12 protein-coding genes are annotated in these 18,723 nt (G+C 72.9%); 8 read left to right on the forward strand and 4 right to left on the reverse strand.

The window, feature by feature from the left end; translation table 11 throughout:
* Positions 1-1,162: histidine kinase (locus ABZ484_RS28025; protein ID WP_358868704.1), on the forward strand; the 1,162-nt coding region annotated here is incomplete at its 5' end.
* 142 nt (positions 1,163-1,304) lie between these two features.
* Here the strand turns inward: ABZ484_RS28025 and ABZ484_RS28030 are convergent.
* Together ABZ484_RS28030 and ABZ484_RS28035 are read right to left on the reverse strand one after the other, a co-directional pair.
* The gene (locus ABZ484_RS28030) at positions 1,305-1,799 is read right to left on the reverse strand and encodes an SUKH-3 domain-containing protein (protein ID WP_358868705.1); all 495 of its coding nucleotides are present in this window, start codon (positions 1,797-1,799) and stop codon (positions 1,305-1,307) included.
* A gap of 62 nt (positions 1,800-1,861) precedes the next feature.
* Positions 1,862-2,386: a YwqJ-related putative deaminase gene (locus tag ABZ484_RS28035; protein WP_358868706.1), complete on the reverse strand. Its 525-nt coding sequence runs from the start codon at positions 2,384-2,386 to the stop codon at positions 1,862-1,864.
* Positions 2,387-2,703: 317 nt separating this feature from the next.
* On the opposite strand from ABZ484_RS28035, the gene ABZ484_RS28040 reads away from it, so the two are divergent.
* From ABZ484_RS28040 to ABZ484_RS28050, 3 genes are all read left to right on the forward strand, one after another.
* Positions 2,704-3,744, forward strand: coding sequence for an SMI1/KNR4 family protein (locus ABZ484_RS28040; RefSeq protein WP_358868707.1), 1,041 nt, complete (start codon positions 2,704-2,706; stop codon positions 3,742-3,744).
* 9 nt (positions 3,745-3,753) lie between these two features.
* Positions 3,754-6,717 carry an SUKH-4 family immunity protein gene (locus ABZ484_RS28045; protein WP_358868708.1) on the forward strand — a complete coding sequence of 988 codons (2,964 nt, stop codon included), beginning with the start codon at positions 3,754-3,756 and terminating at the stop codon, positions 6,715-6,717.
* Between the two features lie 271 nt (positions 6,718-6,988).
* A complete protein-coding gene (locus ABZ484_RS28050) occupies positions 6,989-7,885 on the forward strand; it encodes a cellulose-binding protein (protein ID WP_358868709.1) in 897 nt (298 codons plus the stop codon).
* A 45-nt stretch (positions 7,886-7,930) separates the two neighbouring features.
* Here ABZ484_RS28050 and ABZ484_RS28055 read toward each other — a convergent pair whose 3' ends face one another.
* Both ABZ484_RS28055 and ABZ484_RS28060 read right to left on the reverse strand, forming a co-directional pair.
* Complete coding sequence (locus ABZ484_RS28055) at positions 7,931-9,541, reverse strand: cation acetate symporter (RefSeq protein ID WP_358868710.1); 1,611 nt, start codon at positions 9,539-9,541, stop codon at positions 7,931-7,933.
* A complete protein-coding gene (locus tag ABZ484_RS28060; RefSeq protein ID WP_358868711.1) occupies positions 9,538-10,023 on the reverse strand; it encodes a DUF485 domain-containing protein in 486 nt (161 codons plus the stop codon). The genes ABZ484_RS28055 and ABZ484_RS28060 overlap by 4 nt, the downstream gene beginning before the upstream one ends.
* Positions 10,024-10,296: 273 nt before the next feature.
* Here ABZ484_RS28060 and ABZ484_RS28065 point away from each other — a divergent pair, with 273 nt between their 5' ends.
* From ABZ484_RS28065 to mfd, 4 genes are all read left to right on the forward strand, one after another.
* The gene (locus ABZ484_RS28065; protein ID WP_358868712.1) at positions 10,297-11,001 is read left to right on the forward strand and encodes an NAD(P)H-binding protein; all 705 of its coding nucleotides are present in this window, start codon (positions 10,297-10,299) and stop codon (positions 10,999-11,001) included.
* A gap of 383 nt (positions 11,002-11,384) precedes the next feature.
* Positions 11,385-12,173: an ABC transporter ATP-binding protein gene (locus ABZ484_RS28070; protein WP_030164036.1), complete on the forward strand. Its 789-nt coding sequence runs from the start codon at positions 11,385-11,387 to the stop codon at positions 12,171-12,173.
* Entirely contained in the window at positions 12,170-14,749 is a 2,580-nt protein-coding gene (locus ABZ484_RS28075) for an FtsX-like permease family protein (RefSeq protein WP_358868713.1), read from the forward strand. Before ABZ484_RS28070 ends, ABZ484_RS28075 begins: the two co-directional genes overlap by 4 nt.
* Before the next feature lie 356 nt (positions 14,750-15,105).
* The gene (gene mfd, locus ABZ484_RS28080; protein WP_358868714.1) at positions 15,106-18,672 is read left to right on the forward strand and encodes a transcription-repair coupling factor; all 3,567 of its coding nucleotides are present in this window, start codon (positions 15,106-15,108) and stop codon (positions 18,670-18,672) included.
* Positions 18,673-18,723: the final 51 nt, after the last annotated feature.

An 18,723-nucleotide genomic window follows, 5' to 3' on the forward strand; every position in this document is an offset into this window, starting at 1 on the left:
CATCGTGTTCGGGGTGCTGGCCGGGTCGGTGCTGCTGATCCGGCGGCGGTGGCCCATCGCCGTGGTGCTGGTGGCGATCGCCGTCACGCCGGCCCAGATGGGCTTCCTGATGGGGATCGTCGGGCTGTACACCCTGGCCGCGTGCGAGCTGCCGCGGCGGATCATCGGGGCGCTGGCCGGGATGTCGTTCCTCGGCACGATGATCGTGACGTTCGTGCGGGTGCGGCAGGACATGGCGCGCGGGGATTTCTCCCTCGGGGACTGGTTCGTTCCGTTCGCCGCCGTGACGACCTCGCTCGGGCTGACCGCTCCTCCTCTTCTTCTGGGGCTGTACGTCGGTGCCCGGCGGCGGCTGATGGAGTCGCTCAGGGAGCGGGCGGACAGTCTGGAGCGGGAGTTGCAGCTGCTCGCGGAGCGGGCGGAGGAGCGGGCCGAGTGGGCCCGCAACGAGGAGCGGACGAGGATCGCCCGGGAGATGCACGACGTCGTCGCGCACCGGGTGAGTCTGATGGTCGTGCACGCCGCCGCGTTGCAGGCGGTGGCCCGGAAGGATCCCGAGAAGGCGGTGCGCAATGCCGCGCTCGTCGGCGACATGGGGCGGCAGGCGCTGACCGAGCTGCGGGAGATGCTCGGGGTGCTGCGCAGTGGGGACGGGCAGGGGCGGCGGCGCCGTGAGCGGGCTTCCGCTTCCGTGCCGCTGGTCGCCGTGGGGGTGGCCGCCGCTGCCGCGGCCTCCCGGGCGGCCGGTGAGCCGGGCGGTGCCGAGGGGCCGTGTCTGGCGGAGCTGGAGGAGCTGGTCGGGCAGTCGGCGGCCGCGGGGATGGTCGTGGATCTGTCGGTGGAGGGGGAGGCGCGGTCCTACGGCCCGGAGATCGAGCAGACCGCCTATCGCGTGGTGCAGGAGGCGCTGACCAACGTCCACAAGCACGCGGCGGGGGCGAAGACGCATGTGCGGCTCGCGCATCGGGGGTCGGAGATCGCGATGCAGGTGGAGAACGAGCCGCCGCCGGAGCCGTCGTCGGCGTCGTCGGCGCGGTTGCCGTCCGGTGGGAACGGTCTGCTCGGGATGAAGGAGCGGGTCGTGGCGCTGGGCGGCGTGTTCGTGTCGGGGCCGACGGAGGCCGGTGGTTTCCGGGTGTCGGCGGTGATTCCGGCCGCGTAGGCCCTGCCCCCGCGTCGGTTCCGGCTCGCGTCCGGCTGGTGTCCGGTTCGTGTTCGGCTTCCGTCCGGCTGGTGTCCGGTGCGTGTTCGGCTTCGGTCCGGCTGGTGTCCGGGTCGCGTCCGGTTCGGGTTCGGCTCGTGCGTCAGCCTGCTGTCAGGCGTACCGGGGCTATGCCGGAGATGAGGGCCGACAGGGCCTGGTCGATGTCCGGGCCGAGGTACCAGTCGCCGGTGTGGTCGAGGGCGTAGACGCGGCCCTCGGTGTCGACGGCGAGCAGGGACTCGGTGTCGGTCTCGGTGCCGAGGGGGCAGACCTCCGTGTCGAGGGCGCGGCCGAGGTCGCCGAGGGTGCGGGCCATGTGGAGGCCGTGCAGCGGGTCGAGGTCGAGGGTGGCCGGGGCGATCTGGCGGCCGCTGCCGGTGGGTGTGATGCGCAGGCCGCCGAATTCGGCCCAGGCCTCGACGGCGGCGGGGAAGACGGTGTGCCGGTGGCCGGCCGGGGAGGCGTGGTCGCGCAGGGCGTCGGCCCACACTTCGGCCTGCTTTATGTCCCAGCGTCCGGGTTGCCAGCCGGCGGCGCGCAGGGCGGCGTCGACGGGTACGGCGAAGCGGGTGGTGGTGTGGCGGTCGGCGTGCATCTGCCCTTCGATCGTCGTGGCCGTGGTGGGGGTGCGGTGCGCGTGGCCGGGTGTGCGGGTCGTCAGGCTTCGCCGTCCGCGGGGTCGACGATGCGGACGCCGAAGTGGGCGCTGAGCGCGGTGCAGGCGCGGCAGGGGGTGGCGAAGCTGCCGTGCAGGGGGTCGCCGTCCTCGCGGATGCGGCGGGCGGTGAGTTTGGCCTGTTTGAGGGCTTTGCGGGCCTCGCCGTTGGTCATGGGTTTGCGGGAGGCGCGTTTGCTGCGGCCGGCGTCGGCGGCGCTGATGTGCCGGGAGATGAGGATGGTCTCGGCGCAGCGGCCGGTGAAGCGGTCGCGCTGGGCACTGGTGAGGGTGTCGAGGAAGTCCTGGACGAGGGGGTGCAGGGCGGGGGGTTCCTCGCCGCGGGCGGCGGTGCCGGTGAGGGTGGCGCCGCGTACCGACAGGGCGGCGGCGATGGTGGGCAGTATGCCGTCGCGGCGGTGGCGGAGGGCGGGCGCGTGGGGCGTCTCGGTGCTGCTCCAGCCGATCCTCGGATCGCCGGAGGCACCGGCATGCGGTCCCGTCTGCGTCGCGTTCATGATCATCATCCCCTCCCGAGCATCCCCCCGGAGGACACAGAGTGCCAAATCGCGTGGCGGCTGCGGAAGCTGGGGCGCCGCGACACGCCCGGGCCGGGGCGGTGTGTCACGGTGGGGTGACGGCTGGTCACGGCGGGGTGATGGGGAGTGGGTGGCCGGTGGGTGGAGGCCCGGTGACCGGTGTCGGCGTACCGCATAGGCTGTCGGCACGCCGCGATGCGCGCGGTCGACGCGTTGGAGAGAAGTAGTCGATACGGGTCTTGGCGGTACGGCGTCAGCAGCCGTCCCGCCGTGGGCCGTACAGAGTGCCGCAGGGGGCAACCGCCATGACATCAGGTCGGCTCGGGCTGGGGGCACCGCCCAGCCGCCAGGCTGGGGGGCAAGCCGCGCCGCCGAACGCGGCCTATGCCGGGCAGGTCGTGCACTTCCCGGACCCGGTGCGGGCCGCCCGTCACCCGAGAGGGGTACGGGTGGACGAGCGTGGTCACCCCGACTTCTCGCCGTACGCGCGGGCGGCGGCGGAGATCGCCGACCCGCCGGAGGGCTTCGGCGTCGACGAGTTGCGGCTGACGGACTACGTCTCCGCGAACGCGGCGCTGGCGGCGTCCGGGCACGAGCTGTGGGACACGGTGCCGAACGTGGCGACCCCGCACGGCTGGACCTGGCACCACGTGGCGGGCACCCGGCGCCTGGAGCTGGTCCCGGTGGAGGTGAAGGCGCTGCTGCGCCATCACGGCGGGATCGCGACCGCGAACGTCGACCAGACCAAGCGCGGCACCCGGCCGTTGCAGGAGACCCGGCCGGCGCACTTCGGGCTGCCGAAGTCGGGTGTGGCGGTGACGGAGCAGCAGGTGCAGGGGGTCGAGGAGGACCTGGGGTACCGGCTGCCGGGCGCGTACCGGTCGTTCCTGAAGGCGGCGGGCGGTTGCGCGCCGGTCGGGACGGCGCTGGACGCGGAACTGGGGCTGCTGATCGACCAGCCGTTCTTCACGGTGCGTGAGGAGGCGGCGGTCAACGACCTGGTGTACGTCAACAAGTGTCTGCGCGACCACCTGACCAAGGACTATCTGGGGGTCGGTTTCGTGCAGGGCGGGCTGCTGGCCGTGAAGGTGCGGGGCGAGCGGGCCGGGTCGGTGTGGTTCTGCGCGTACGACGACGTGCGGGACGTCGATCCGTCGTGGTCGCAGGCCGAGCGCGTGGAGCGGCTGCTGCTGCCGTGCGGTGCGGACTTCGACGCCTTCCTGTCCCGGCTGGCTGGCTCTCCGCCGGAGTTGGAGACGGTGGCGAACCTGATGGTGGACGGCGGTTTCGCACGGGCCGTGCCGGTGCCGTCCGCGCCGTCTTCCGTGTCGTCGGTGGGGGAGTGAGGTCGGGCGATGGTGACCTTCGCGCAGGCGCAGGAGCGCGCGGAAGAGTGGATCAACGGTGATGTGCCGTCGTACCAGCACCGGGAGGTGCGGGTACGGGAGTTCGGCCTCGGTTTCGTGGTGTGGGCCGAGGACCGTGCGGACGGGCCGCGTTCGGACGGCGGTGCGCAGCGGCTGGTGATCGCGCGGGACAGCGGGGAGGCCACGTTGTGGCCAGCGCTGCCGGTGGGCGAGGTGATCCGCCGGTACGAGGAGGAGTACGGCGGCCCGGACGGCGAGGCCGACCGGGCGGCCGCGGCGCCGCCCGCCCGGGTGGACCTGAACCAGACGTCGTTCCTGCTGAGCCCGCCGGAGTGGTTGCAGGAGGCGGCGGACAAGCTCGGGATCCCGGACCGGCGCGGTGGCAGCGGTGGGCCGGGGGCCGATGCGGGTGCGGACCCGGTTTCCGGTCCCGGGTCCGGTGCGGGTGCGGGTGCGGGCGCCGGGGGCGACGCGCTGCCCCGGACGCAGGCCGGGGTGCCGGTGAGCGGGCCGGCCGGGGCCGGCACGGGTGCTCCCGCGGCGCCCGCCGCGGCGGGTGTCACCGGTGCGCCCGCCGGGGCGACCCCGTGGGCCGGGACGGACACCAACGCCGACGGCGGGGACGACCGTTCCGTACCGCTGCCCGCGACCGTGTTCGCGCCGCCGCTGAGCGACGCCGACGACGACACTCCGCCTCCGGCCGCCGCTCCGGACGCCAAGACGGCGTTGATGGAGGGCGGCAGCCAACTTCCGCGAACGGCTCTGGCGCCTGCCCTCGACGACCCGGGAGCCGCGGGAGCCCCGGGCGTCCCGGGTGCGCCCTCCGGCGCACCCCAGGGCAGCACGCCCCCTCCGCCGCCGGGCGGTCCGTCGAACGCCTATCCGCAGGGGCCGGGCACTCCGCCTCCGGCGCCGGCCGCTCCGTCGTACGGCTTCCCGCAGGGTCCCGGTGCGCCTGGTGCACCTGGTGCCTCCGGTGCGCCCGGTGGCGCCGGGGCCACGGGTGCTCCGGACGCGGGGGTTCCGGCGGGTCCGGGTACTCCGCCTCCGGCGCCGGCCCCTCCGTCGTACGGCTACCCGCAGGGTCCCGGCGCTCCCGGCGCTCCGGGCGCTCCGGGCGCCCCGGCTCCGGGCGCCCAGGCCACTGCGCCGCCGGCCGGTCCCGGACGGCCTCTCGCGCCGAACGCCGGTGACATCGCGGACGCAGCGACGAGCAAGGCGGCGCCTCCGCCGCGCCGTGCGCGGGGCGGCTCGCCCACGCCTCCGCCGCCGGGCGCCCCCGGGACACCCGGTGCGCGGCCGGGCGCGGCTTCCGCGCCGCCCGCGCCCGGTGCCCCGGGTGCCCCAGGTGCGCCGGGGGCCTCCGGTGCCGCGGGCGGGTACGTGCCGACCCAGCTCGTCTCGTCGCTCGGGCCCGACGGTCACTCCGGGCCCGGGGGCCCCGCCGGTCCGCCGACGCCTCCCCCGCCAGGGGCTCCGGGCACCCCGGGTGCGCCCGGCACGCCCGGCGGTACGCCTCCGGGCGGTGTCCACCACGCCGCCACGATGCTCGCCGACCCCAGTCAGGGTGGCGGCGTCCCGCAGCCGCCCGGTCCGCCGGGACCGCCCGCCGCTCCGGGTGTCCCCGGGCCGCCGCAGCCGCCGGGTGCGCCCGGCGCTCCGGGTGCTCCGGGTGCTCCGGGCACCCCGGGTGTCCCCGGCGCGCCGGGAACCGGGCAGGGCGCCGTGCACCACGCGGCGACCATGCTGGCCGGGCCCACGCCTGGCGGCCCCGGCACGCCTCCGCCACCGCCGGCCCCGGGCGCCCCGGGTGCCCCCGGCGTTCCCGGTACGCCTCCGGGGGCCCCGCAGCCGCCGCAGCCCATGCCCCCGGGCGCCATGCCACCGCCCGGTCAGCCCGTAGCCGGTCAGCCGCCCGTGCCCGGTCAGCCCGTGCCCGGTCAGCAGCCTCCGGCCTACGGCTATCCCCAGCAGAGCCAGCCGACCGTCGGTCCCGGCTACCAGGCCGTGCTGCGCTACCGCGCCCAGGACGGTTCCGAGCAGCAGCTGATCCGGCGTTCGGCGCCGGGCATGCCGCACCCGGAGTGGCAGATCTTCCACGAGCTGCGCGCCATGAACGTGCCGCCGGACCAGGTGCTGGAGCTGCACACCGAGCTGGAGTCGTGTCAGTTGCCGGGCGCCTACTGCGCGCGGATGATCCGTGAGCAGTGGCCGCAGGCGCGGATCACGTCGATCGCGCCGTACGGCACCGACCATGCGAGCCGGCAGCAGGGCATGGCGCAGCTCCTCGCCCATCAGGGTGAGTTGCACCAGGTGGCCGACGGGCCCGCCCGTCCGGCCCCGGTCCGGGCGCCGATCCCGCCGGTGCAGGCGGTGCCGCCGGTCGCGCCGGAGGGCATCGCCCAGGAACTCGGCGCGGCCTTCGGGCCGGGCGTGTTCCGGTTCGAGCAGGCGGCGGTGTCCCGCCAGGGCGTGCCGCCGGTCGTGGCGCACACGCTGGTGGTGGCGGGTCTGCCGATGGACATGGGTCCGTTCTTCTGGGCGCAGGCCCAGCCGGGGCGGCCGGTGCCGACGCTGGCCGAACTGGCGGCCGAGCGCGGTGTGCAGCCGGCCCCGGACGCGGGCTCGTACCTGGTGATGGGCAGCGACTTCGGCAAGGCGATCTGCGTGCAGTACGGCACGGCCAACATCGTCGCGGTGCCGGTGGAGGCGGGGCCGGGCGGTACGTCCGTGCCGCCGCAGTTCGTGAACACCGGCCTGCCGGAGTTCGCGCGCTGCCTGGCGCTGCTCGGGCGGATGTGGCGGCTGCGCCACGGTCTGAACCAGGAGCAGGCGGGCCGCTGGACCGTCGACTTCCAGGCCCAGCTGACCGCCCTGGACCCGGCGGCGCTCGGTTCGCCGGAGAGCTGGTGGTCGGTGCTGCTGGAGCAGATGTGGGACGGCCTGCTGTGAGCGCGTGAGCATCTGACGGCGTGTGAGGCCGACGAGGCCGGTTGCGGCCGGATGATGCCGGACGAGGCCGGATGAGGCCGGATGACGCCGAACGGGCCGGGTGGGGTCGTACGACCGGTACGACCCCACCCGGCCTTTTTGTGTTCGGCGGGCGATCGAATCGTACGTCCGGAGTGTCGCGTTATGAACATTTCCGCCCAATACCTCAAGATGTGCGCGAAATCATCGTGTCGCATCCGCTCGGCGAGGCTTCTGCGGAGAGGGGTTCAGGATGGGCAGCGCCTCCAGGTCATCGGCCGTGTTTCACGGCTTCGTGGTCGTACGGGGGCGTGGCTACCGTCCCAGCCAGGTGAACGCCTGTGCGGACGCCCTCTCCGACGAACGCGACGCCGCCTGGGAGCGAGCCGCCCGGCTGACCGTGCTGGCCAAGAACATGGAGGCGGAGCTCGCCGCCCTGCGGGAGGCCGTCGACCGGATCGGTGAGCAGACCTACGAGTCGCTGGGGGAGGGCGCCCGGCGGCTGTACGAGCTGGGGCAACGGGAGGCGCAGACGGTGCGCGAGCAGGCGCGGCAGGAGGCCCGGCAGCTTCAGGAGTCGGCGCGGGAGCACGCGGACGCCGTGCTCAAGGCCGCTCGGGCGCACGCCGACGCCGTACGCGCCGAGGCCGAGGAACGGGCCCGGCAGCGGCTCCTCACCGCCCAGGCGGAGGCCGAGGAACTGCGGATCTCCGTGCGCCGCGAGGTGAAGGCGAGCCGCGGAGAGGCCATGGCGGCCCTGCGCGAGATGCGGCAGCGCACCTCCGGGATGCTCACCGAGCAGTCCCGTGAGCACGCCGCCCGGCTCGCCGAGGCGGAGCGGGAGGAGAGCGGGCGTCAGGCCGCGCTGGAGGCCGAGCACGCCCGGCGCCTCGAGACGGCCGAGGCCGCGCTGGCGGCGGCCGAACAGGCCCTCGCGGACGCCCGGGAGCAGGAGCGGCGGGCGCCGGAGGAGGCACGGGCACGGGCGGCCGAAGTGCTGGCCGAGGCCCGGTTGCGGGCGGACCGGATCGCCCGCGAGACCGAACGGGTGCTGCGCGAGCACGGCGAGATGTGGGACGACGTACGGGCCCAGATGGACACCGTGCAGAACAGCATCACCGCACTGACCGGGCGGGCCTGGGCCGAGTAGGGCCCGCCCGTGCGGCGTGGCACGGGGCCGCCGGCCCTCCTCGGGTCAGCTCCCCCTCCGCACCGCCCCCGCCAGGATCCAGCCCTCCACCGACTCGTACTGGTGCCGCTGCTCCTCCGCCTTCGCCCGGCCGGAGGCCAGCGTGCCCAGCCAGCCGAACAGGAAGCCGAGGGGGATGGTGACCAGGCCGGTCGTGGTGAAGGGGAAGTAGTTGAAGTCGGCGTCGGGGAAGGCGGCGACCGGCGAGCCGGAGACGAGGTTGGTGCCCGGCATCAGCAGCAGCACCGCGAGGGTGCCGCCGATCAGGGTGCTCAGCAGGCCCGTTCGGGTGTAACGGCGCCAGAAGAGGCTGTAGACCAGGGCGGGCGCGATGGCGGAGGCGCCCAGGCAGAAGCTCAGCGTCACCAGCGGCTGGAGGCTGCGGTGCTGGACCAGCGTGGCCAGCAGGATCGTGGGAACGCCCACCGCCAGCGCCGAGAGGCGGGCCAGCGTCATCTCGCGGCGCGCCGGCATCTCCTGCACACGGGCGGCGAAGACGTCGTGGGCGAGGGAGTTGGCGCAGGCCAGGATCATTCCGGCGACCGAGGCGAGCAGCGTCAGGAAGAGGGCCGTGGTGACGGCGGTGAACAGGAACGTCTCTCCGGTCGAGACGTCCGCCCCGAACGCGGCCCGTGAGCCCAGCAGATAGGCGGTGTTGCCCTGAGGGTCGGCCCGCGCGATCACCGTGCGTCCGACGAGCGCGGTGGCGCCGAAGCCGACCACGGTGACGACGAGCACGAACAGCGCCACGCACGACACCGCCCAGGACATCGACCGCCGCACCTGCCGTGCGCTGGAGGCGGTGTAGGTGCGCATGGTGATGTGCGGCAGGCAGGCACCGCCGAGGACCACCGTCAGCTCGGAGGTGATCATGTCGAGGCGGGGGCTGGAACCACCCGCGAACTCGATCCCCGAGTGCAGGAAGGCCTCCCCGACCCCGCTCTGCCGCGCCGCCGTGTGGAAGAGGGCGCCGGGGTCCCAGTCGAACCGCCGCAGGATGAGCAGGGCGACCACGGCCCCGGACCCCAGCAGCATCACGATCTTCAGGATCTGGATGAGGGCCGTTCCCTTCATCCCGCCGATGGCCGCGTAGCTGATCATCAGCGCGCCCAGGCCGATCACACAGCCCGTCTTGAGCGAGTCGCTGGAGAACCCGAGGATGAAGGCCAGCAGCTGGCCCGTGCCGGCCAGTTGCACCAGCATCAGGGGCACCAGCGCGGCGATGGTCACCGCGCACGCCGTCATCCGTACGGCCCGCCCCGGCATCCGGCGCGCCAGCGCGTCCCCCATGGTGAACCGGCCCGCGTTGCGCAGGGGTTCGGCCAGCAGGAACATCATCAGCATCAGTGACAGCGCCGTGCTCAGCGCCAGCACGATCCCGTCGTAGCCGCACAGGGCGATCACCCCGCCCGTGCCCAGCACGCTGGCCGCCGAGATGTAGTCGCCGGCGATGGCCAGGCCGTTGCGCATGGGGGACAGGGAGCTGTAGCCGGTGTAGAACTCGTCGAGGTCGTCCCGGTCCGGGCCGGTCATCACGCACAGCAGCAGGGTGATGGTGGCGACGCTGGTGAACGCCACCAGGGACATCGCCTGGGGCGGGCCGCTGAAGAGCGTCATCGCACCGCCCCCCGCCTGCTGTCCAGCTCGGCCTGCCGGCGTATGCGGTCCGCGATCGGGTCGACGTACCGGCGCGCGGTGTACTCGTACAGCGAGATCGCCAGCAGGGTGACCGGGAGCTGGGCGAGGGCGAGCAGCAGCCCGACGGGCAGCCCGCCCGGGCCGTCGTCCGTCATGAAGGACGGCGCGAAGGCGGACAGGATGAGGAAGAGCGTGAAGTACCCGAGCGCGGTGAGGGTGGCCACGCGCCGCTGCCAGCGGTAGGCGCCGCGCAGGATCCGCAGGTCGCTGTGGTGCCCGAGCGCCTCCCGTCGCGGCGACCGTCGCGCGTCCGGCTCCGGTGCGGGCGGTGACGGCTGCCAGGGGTACGTGGCGTACGACGGCGAGGGGTTCGCGGTGTACGACGGCGAGGGGTGCGCGGCGTACGGCGTCGGGGGATACGTGCCGTACGGCGGCGGGGGATCGTGAGCGGGGTGGGACATCCCGGGCTCCTCGAGTGGCGGCTCTGGAAGAGAGGTGCGGGGTGGGAGGTGGCGTGGGGAGGGTGCTGCGGGTCACGCACGCTACTCGGAGCCCCGGAACCGCGCTGCCTTTTCGCCAAACTGAGTGGTCGGTATGCGCTTACTGCGCCGCCGTCGGCCCTTCCGCCGCCGTGATGTCACATCGTGGGGCCCTTCGTCCTCTGGTCCGTGGAAACGCGGGAACGGCGCAACGCCGGAACACCGCGACGGGCAGCGGTCGAAGGAGAGTCCACCGTGCGGAGCATCAAGAACATCGTCGTCTTCGGGGCGAACGGGCCCACCGGCCGGCTGGTCGTCGAGCGGGCGAGCGCGGCCGGCCACCGTGTCACCGCCGTCACCCGCCATCCCGAGGCCTTCCCGGTGCGGGGGGCACGGGTGCGGGTGGCCGGGGCGGACGTGCTCGACCCGGACGCGGTCGAGCACGTGGTGGCCGGGCACGACGTGGTGATCTCGGCGCTCGGCGTGCCGTTCGGCCGTGAACCGGTCAGTGTGTACTCCGCCGGCGCCACGCACATGATCAGCGCCATGACCGTGCACGGCGTGCGCCGCCTGGTCGCCGTCACCTCCACGATCATGTTCGGCACGCCCGCTCCCGGTGAGGGCTTCCTCTTCCGCCGGGTGCTGGAGCCGGCCGTGGCGCGGTTCATGGGACGTACGGTCTACGACGACATGCGGCGCATGGAGGAGATCGTCCGCCGCAGCGACCTGGACTGGACGGTGATCCGTCCCGGCGGGCTGTTCGACGCGCCGGACGTCAGCGACTACCGCGTGGGCACCTCACGTCTGCCGGGGCGCTACACCGCGCGCCGCGACCTGGCCCGGGAACTGCTGCGGCAGGCGGAGGACCGGCGGTACGTGCGCGAGTTCATCGACGTCCGCACGACACAGGGCACCCCGAGCTTCGTCCAGCTGATCCGCAAGGAGGCGCTGAGCAAGTGAGGCACTTGACCCTCACGGGACGGGAGGGTGGAGGCTCGCTGGGCCGGTGGGTGGACGCGACCCTGAGACGAGGTCCACCCGTCGGTGGACAGCCCCTAGGGGTTGCTCCGTACCTGGGGTCGGGGAGGGTTCGTCCCGGCGGAGGACGAGAGGGCACCGGAGTCGTCCTTAACCTGGCTTTACGCCACTGAGGGAGCGGCACGGCGCCGCCGGTCGGCGGCGCACCGCACCAGCGGGGGTGGGGTTTTCCCCCGCAGAAGACGGGGCCCGGCACCAGCGCGCCGGAGCCCCCCGCCGACCAGACTCATGGGTGTACCGCAGCACCGCGCTCGACCGACGGGCGACGGGCACGACCAACCGCTGACCGACATAGGAGACTTACCGTGACATCGGCTGTGACCATTCCCAGGCACGGGGGTACTGGAGGGACTACGGCCGTTGCCGCGCGGGCGCGGCAGGTCGTGAAGGCCTACGGGGCCGGGGAGACCCGGGTCGTCGCCCTCGACCACGTCGACGTGGACATCGCCCGCGGCCAGTTCACCGCGATCATGGGCCCCTCCGGGTCCGGCAAGTCCACGCTGATGCACTGCCTGGCCGGGCTCGACACCGTGACGAGCGGTCAGATCTACCTGGACGAGACAGAGATCACCGGCCTGAAGGACAAGAAGCTCACCCAGCTGCGCCGGGACCGGATCGGCTTCATCTTCCAGGCGTTCAACCTGCTGCCCACGCTGAACGCGATCGAGAACATCACCCTGCCCATGGACATCGCCGGCCGGAAGCCGGACCGGGCGTGGCTGGACCGGGTGGTGGAGACCGTCGGCCTGGCCGGGCGGCTCAAGCACCGCCCCAACCAGCTCTCCGGCGGTCAGCAGCAGCGGGTCGCCGTGGCCCGCGCGCTCGCCGCCCGCCCCGAGATCATCTTCGGTGACGAGCCGACCGGGAACCTGGACTCCCGGGCGGGCGCCGAGGTCCTCGGCTTCCTGCGCCGCTCGGTCGACGAGCTCGGCCAGACGATCGTGATGGTCACCCACGACCCGGTGGCCGCCTCCTACGCGGACCGGGTGCTGTACCTCGCCGACGGCCGGATCGTCGACGAGATGCACCAGCCGACGGCCGATCAGGTCCTGGACCGCATGAAGGACTTCGACGCCCGGGGACGTACGTCATGACCGTCCTGAAGACCTCCCTGCGCAACTTCTTCGCGCACAAGGGCCGCATGGCGCTGTCGGCGGTGGCGGTGCTGCTGTCGGTGGCGTTCGTGTGCGGCACGCTGGTGTTCACCGACACGATGAACACCACCTTCGACAAGCTGTTCCAGGTGACGTCCTCGGACGTGACGGTCGCCGCCAAGGGCGCCTCCGACAGCGGTGAGACCACCTCCGGCACCGGCAAGCCGCCGGTCATGCCGGCCTCCGTGCTCGGCAAGGTGCGCCAGGTCCAGGGCGTGGAGGCGGCCGAGGGAACCGTGGCCTCCACCACGGTCACCGTCGTCGACGCCGACAAGGACAAGCTGTCGCCGTCCAGCGGCGCCCCGACCATCGTGGGCAGCTGGAACGCCAACGACGCCCGCACCATGAAGATCACCTCCGGTACGGCGCCCAAGGGCCCGGACCAGATCATGGTCGACGCGGACACCGCCAAGAAGCACCACCTGAAGCTGGGCGACGAGATCGGCGTGATCACGGCGGTCGGCACCCACCGGGCGCACGTGTCCGGCATCGCCGCCTTCACCGTCACCAACCCCGGCGCGGCGATCTTCTACCTGGACACGAAGACCGCCCAGCAGTCCCTGGTCGGGCGGACCGGCGTGTACACGAACGTCAACGTCACCGCGGCCCAGGGCGTCACCGACGCCCAGCTGAAGAAGAGCGTGGTCGCCGAACTCGGCCACGGCTACAAGGTGCAGACCGCCAAGGAGACCGCCGACGCCAACCAGAAGGACGTCGAGAGCTTCCTGAACGTGATGAAGTACGCGATGCTCGGCTTCGCCGGGATCGCCTTCCTCGTCGGCATCTTCCTGATCATCAACACCTTCTCGATGCTGGTCGCCCAGCGCACCCGGGAGATCGGCCTGATGCGCGCCATCGGCTCCTCCCGCAAGCAGGTCAACCGGTCCGTGCTGGTGGAGGCGCTGCTGCTGGGCGTGACCGGGTCCGTGCTCGGTGTCGGGGCGGGCGTCGGCATCGCCGTGGGCCTGATGAAGCTCATGGGCCAGATGGGCATGCACCTGTCCACCGACGACCTGACGATCGCCTGGACGACCCCGGTGATCGGCCTGGTCCTCGGTGTGGTCGTCACCGTCCTCGCCGCCTACCTGCCCGCGCGCCGCGCCGGCAAGGTCTCCCCGATGGCCGCCCTGCGTGACGTGGGCGCCCCCGCCACCGCCAAGGCGGGCGTCGTCCGCGCCCTGATCGGCCTGGTCCTCACCGGCGCCGGCGGCGCGAGCCTGTACGTCGCCGCCACCGCCGACAAGGCCAAGGCCGGCTCGGGCTGGCTGGGTCTCGGCGTGGTGCTGAGCCTGATCGGCTTCGTCGTCATCGGCCCGCTGCTCGCGGGCGGTGTGGTCCGCGTGCTCAGCGCGATCCTGCTGCGGGTCTTCGGACCCGTCGGGCGGATGGCCGAGCGCAACGCGCTGCGCAACCCGCGCCGCACCGGCGCCACCGGCGCCGCGCTGATGATCGGCCTGGCCCTGGTGGCCTGTCTGTCGGTGGTCGGCTCCTCCATGGTGGCCTCCGCCACCGACCAGCTCGACAAGACCGTCGGCACGGACTTCATCATCCAGGACGACAACGGCCAGGTCATCACCCCGCAGGCGGTCAAGGCCGTGAAGGACACCCCGGGCCTGGAGCGCGTCACCGAGTACAAGATCCTGGACGCGCGGCTGACCACCCCGGACGGCCAGGTCTCCAAGAGCGAGACGATCAACGCGGCCGACCCGACGTACGCCGAGGACCTGCGCACCAAGACCGTCGCCGGCACGCTCTCCGACGCCTACCGGCCGGACTCGATGTCCGTCTTCGAGGGCTTCGCCAAGAAGCACGGCCTCACGATCGGCTCCACGGTCGCGGTCGACTTCAAGGACGGCCGCACGGCGAAGCTGACGGTCCGCGCGATCACCAGCGACGAGGCCGTCATCGACAAGGGCGCCATGTACGCCTCCATCGCCACGGTCGCCAAGTACGTGCCCGCCGCCGACATGCCGCTCGACGAGCTGCTCTTCGCCACCGCCAAGGACGGGCAGGAGGCCACCGCCTACAAGGCCCTGAAGTCCGCGCTGCACGACTACCCGCAGTACACCGTGCGCGACCAGACCGACTACAAGAAGGCGCTGAAGGACCAGATCGGCCAGCTGCTGAACATGATCTACGGCCTGCTCGCCCTGGCGATCATCGTCGCGGTGCTGGGTGTGGTGAACACCCTGGCCCTGTCGGTGGTCGAGCGGACCCGGGAGATCGGCCTCATGCGGGCGATCGGCCTGTCCCGCCGCCAGCTGCGCCGCATGATCCGCCTGGAGTCGGTGGTCATCGCCCTCTTCGGCGCGCTGCTCGGCCTGGGCCTGGGCATGGGCTGGGGCGCGACCGCCCAGAAGCTCCTCGCCCTGGAGGGCCTGAAGGTCCTGGACATCCCCTGGCCGACGATCACCGGCGTCTTCATCGGCTCGGCCTTCGTGGGCCTGTTCGCCGCCCTGATCCCGGCGTTCCGGGCGGGCCGGATGAACGTGCTGAACGCGATCGCGACGGACTAGGGGGCGAGACGCCCCCCAGCGGCCGCGACGAGACCTTCGTGCACGGGGGTCACGGGGAAGCCCGGTGTGGAGAAGTCACAGGACTTCTCCACACCGGGCTCGTTCGTTCGGCCCGTCCGGGGGCGCCCCCTCCGGGGGAGGCAGCCCCCAGGGAAGGGGAACGGAAACGACAGGAAGGGGCGGCAGGCGCGAAAACCACTCGGCGGCACGCGACCCGTACCGGACACCCGTTCGACGGCCGGGCCGTTATCCACAGCCCCACCGGTCCCGCTCCCGGCGTCGTACGCTGAAGGAACCCCGGCCCGCACCCGAGTCGGGCCCTTCGTGTTGCCCACCTCCGGACGGAAGCCCCCTCCATGAGCCTGCACGGTCTGCTCGACGCCGTCGTCAAGGACCCCGCCCTCGCGGAAGCGATCACCGCGGCCGCGGACGGCAACCGCATGCACGTCGACCTCGTCGGCCCGCCCGCCGCCCGCCCCTTCGCGATCGCCGCCCTGGCGCGCGAGGCCGCCCGCCCCGTCCTCGCGGTGACGGCGACCGGCCGCGAGGCCGAGGACCTGGCCGCGGCGCTGCGCTCCCTGCTGCCCCCGGAGGGCGTCGTCGAGTACCCCTCCTGGGAGACGCTTCCGCACGAGCGGCTCAGCCCGCGCAGCGACACCGTGGGCCGCAGGCTCGCCGTGCTGCGCCGGCTGGCCCACCCGAGCCCCGACGACCCCGAGACCGGCCCGGTCTCCGTCGTCGTCGCACCGATCCGCTCGGTGCTCCAGCCGCAGGTCAAGGGCCTCGGAGACCTCGAACCCGTCGCCCTGAGAACCGGCCGGACCGCCGATCTGAACGACGTCGTCGAAGCCCTCGCCGCCGCCGCGTACGCGCGCGTGGAGCTGGTGGAGAAGCGCGGCGAGTTCGCCGTGCGCGGCGGCATCCTCGATGTGTTCCCGCCCACCGAGGAACACCCGCTGCGCATCGAGTTCTGGGGCGACGACGTCGAGGAGATCCGCTACTTCAAGGTCGCCGACCAGCGCTCCCTCGAAGTCGCCGAGCACGGCCTGTGGGCCCCGCCCTGCCGCGAGCTGCTGCTCACCGGGGACGTACGGGCGCGTGCGCGTGCCCTGGCCGAGCAGCACCCGGAGCTCGGCGAGCTGCTCGGCAAGATCGCCGAGGGCATCGCCGTGGAGGGCATGGAGTCCCTCGCCCCGGTCCTCGTCGACGACATGGAGCTGCTCCTGGACGTGCTGCCCAAGGGCTCGATGGCCGTGGTGTGCGACCCGGAGCGGGTGCGCACCCGCGCCGCGGACCTGGTGGCGACCTCCCAGGAGTTCCTCCAGGCGTCCTGGGCGGCCAGCGCCGGCGGAGGGGAGGCGCCGATCGACGTCGGCGCGGCCTCTCTGTGGTCGATCGCGGACGTCCGGGACCGGGCCCGCGAACTGGACATGATGTGGTGGTCCGTCTCCCCGTTCGCCGCCGACGAGACGGCGTACGACGGAGCCGGTGACGGGATCGGTGCCGGCGGCGGGGACACCCTCAAGCTGGGCATGCACGCGCCGGAGACGTACCGGGGCGACACCGCGCGGGCGCTCGCCGACACCAAGGGCTGGCTGGCCGACGGCTGGCGCACCGTCTACGTCACCGAGGGGCACGGCCCGGCCACCCGCACCGTCGAGGTGCTGGGCGGAGAGGGCATCGCGGCCCGCCTGGACGCCGACCTCGGGGAGCCGTCCCCGTCGGTGGTGCACGTGGCGTGCGGCTGCATCGACCACGGCTTCGTCGACCCCGCGCTGAAGCTGGCCGTGCTCACCGAGACCGACCTGTCCGGGCAGCGCACGGCCACCCGGGACGGCGCCCGGATGCCGGCCCGCCGCCGCAAGACCATCGACCCGCTGACCCTGGAGGCGGGCGACTACATCGTCCACGAGCAGCACGGCGTGGGCCGCTACATCGAGATGGCGCAGCGCACCGTGCAGGGCGCCACCCGCGAGTACCTCGTGGTGGAGTACGCGCCCGCCAAGCGCGGCCAGCCCGGCGACCGCCTCTACATCCCCACCGACCAGCTGGAGCAGATCACCAAGTACGTCGGCGGCGAGGCGCCCACCCTGCACCGGCTCGGCGGCGCCGACTGGACCAAGACCAAGGCGCGGGCGAAGAAGGCGGTCAAGGAGATCGCCGCCGACCTGATCAAGCTGTACTCGGCCCGGATGGCCGCCCCCGGCCACACCTTCGGCGCCGACACGCCCTGGCAGCGCGAGCTGGAGGACGCCTTCCCGTACGCGGAGACCCCCGACCAGCTCACCACCATCGCCGAGGTCAAGGAGGACATGGAGAAGTCGGTCCCCATGGACCGCCTGATCTGCGGCGACGTCGGCTACGGCAAGACGGAGATCGCGGTCCGCGCCGCCTTCAAGGCCGTCCAGGACGGCAAGCAGGTCGCGGTGCTGGTCCCGACGACGCTGCTGGTGCAGCAGCACTTCGGCACGTTCAGCGAGCGCTACTCGCAGTTCCCGGTGACCGTGAAGGCGCTCTCCCGCTTCCAGACCGACACCGAGGCGAAGGCGGTCCTGGAGGGCCTGCGCGAGGGCTCGGTGGACGTCGTCATCGGCACCCACCGCCTGTTCTCCTCCGAGACGAAGTTCAAGGACCTGGGCCTGGTCATCGTCGACGAGGAGCAGCGCTTCGGCGTCGAGCACAAGGAGCAGCTGAAGAAGCTGCGCGCCAACGTCGACGTGCTGACGATGTCCGCGACCCCGATCCCGCGCACCCTGGAGATGGCGGTGACGGGCATCCGCGAGATGTCCACGATCACCACCCCGCCGGAGGAGCGCCACCCGGTGCTGACCTTCGTCGGGCCGTACGAGGAGAAGCAGATCGGCGCGGCGATCCGCCGCGAGCTGCTGCGCGAGGGCCAGGTCTTCTACATCCACAACCGGGTGGAGACCATCGACCGGGCGGCGGCGCGGCTGCGCGAGATCGTGCCGGAGGCCCGGATCGCGACGGCGCACGGCCAGATGTCGGAGTCGGCCCTGGAGCAGGTCGTGGTCGACTTCTGGGAGAAGAAGTTCGACGTGCTGGTCTCCACGACCATCGTCGAGTCGGGCATCGACATCTCCAACGCCAACACGCTGATCGTGGAGCGCGGCGACAACTTCGGCCTCTCCCAGCTGCACCAGCTGCGCGGCCGGGTCGGCCGTGGCCGCGAGCGCGGCTACGCCTACTTCCTCTACCCGCCGGAGAAGCCGCTGACGGAGACCGCCCACGAGCGGCTCGCCACCATCGCCCAGCACACGGAGATGGGTGCGGGCATGTACGTGGCGATGAAGGACCTGGAGATCCGCGGCGCCGGAAACCTGCTCGGCGGCGAGCAGTCCGGCCACATCGCGGGCGTCGGCTTCGACCTGTACGTCCGCATGGTCGGCGAGGCGGTCGCGGACTACCGCCGCCAGCTGGAGACCGGCGAGATCGAGGAGGAGGCGCCGCTGGAGGTCAAGATCGAGCTGCCGGTCGACGCGCACGTCCCGCACGACTACGCGCCCGGTGAGCGCCTGCGCCTCCAGGCCTACCGCTCGATCGCCTCCGCCAACTCCGAGGAGGACATCAAGGCCGTCCGCGAGGAACTCACCGACCGCTACGGCAAGCTGCCCGAACCGGTCGAGAACCTCCTCCTGGTGGCCGGGCTGCGCATGCTCGCCCGTGCCTGCGGGGTGGGCGAGATCGTCCTCCAGGGCAACAACATCCGCTTCGCCCCGGTGGACTTGCGCGAGTCCCAGGAACTGCGCCTCAAGCGCCTGTACCCGGGCACGGTCATCAAGCCGGCCGTGCACCAGGTCCTGGTCCCCCGCCCGAAGACGGCGAAGGTCGGCGGTAAGCCGCTCATCGGCCGCGAACTGCTGGGCTGGGTCGGTGAGTTCCTGGCGTCGGTGCTGGGCTCGTAGCCCGTCCCGGCACAGGGCAGGACGCCGCCTATACGCCCCGTCCGCGCCGTT

Source organism: Streptomyces sp. NPDC006393 (genome assembly GCF_040628575.1).
In the GTDB taxonomy this organism is placed as follows: domain Bacteria; phylum Actinomycetota; class Actinomycetes; order Streptomycetales; family Streptomycetaceae; genus Streptomyces.

Coding starts and splice junctions, on each gene's coding strand:
- ABZ484_RS28030 (WP_358868705.1), bottom strand. CDS start 1,799: ATGCACGCCGACCGCCACACCACCACCCGCTTCGCCGTACCCGTCGAC.
- ABZ484_RS28035 (WP_358868706.1), bottom strand. CDS start 2,386: ATGATGATCATGAACGCGACGCAGACGGGACCGCATGCCGGTGCCTCC.
- ABZ484_RS28040 (WP_358868707.1), top strand. CDS start 2,704: ATGACATCAGGTCGGCTCGGGCTGGGGGCACCGCCCAGCCGCCAGGCT.
- ABZ484_RS28045 (WP_358868708.1), top strand. CDS start 3,754: ATGGTGACCTTCGCGCAGGCGCAGGAGCGCGCGGAAGAGTGGATCAAC.
- ABZ484_RS28050 (WP_358868709.1), top strand. CDS start 6,989: ATGGGCAGCGCCTCCAGGTCATCGGCCGTGTTTCACGGCTTCGTGGTC.
- ABZ484_RS28055 (WP_358868710.1), bottom strand. CDS start 9,541: ATGACGCTCTTCAGCGGCCCGCCCCAGGCGATGTCCCTGGTGGCGTTC.
- ABZ484_RS28060 (WP_358868711.1), bottom strand. CDS start 10,023: ATGTCCCACCCCGCTCACGATCCCCCGCCGCCGTACGGCACGTATCCC.
- ABZ484_RS28075 (WP_358868713.1), top strand. CDS start 12,170: ATGACCGTCCTGAAGACCTCCCTGCGCAACTTCTTCGCGCACAAGGGC.
- mfd (WP_358868714.1), top strand. CDS start 15,106: ATGAGCCTGCACGGTCTGCTCGACGCCGTCGTCAAGGACCCCGCCCTC.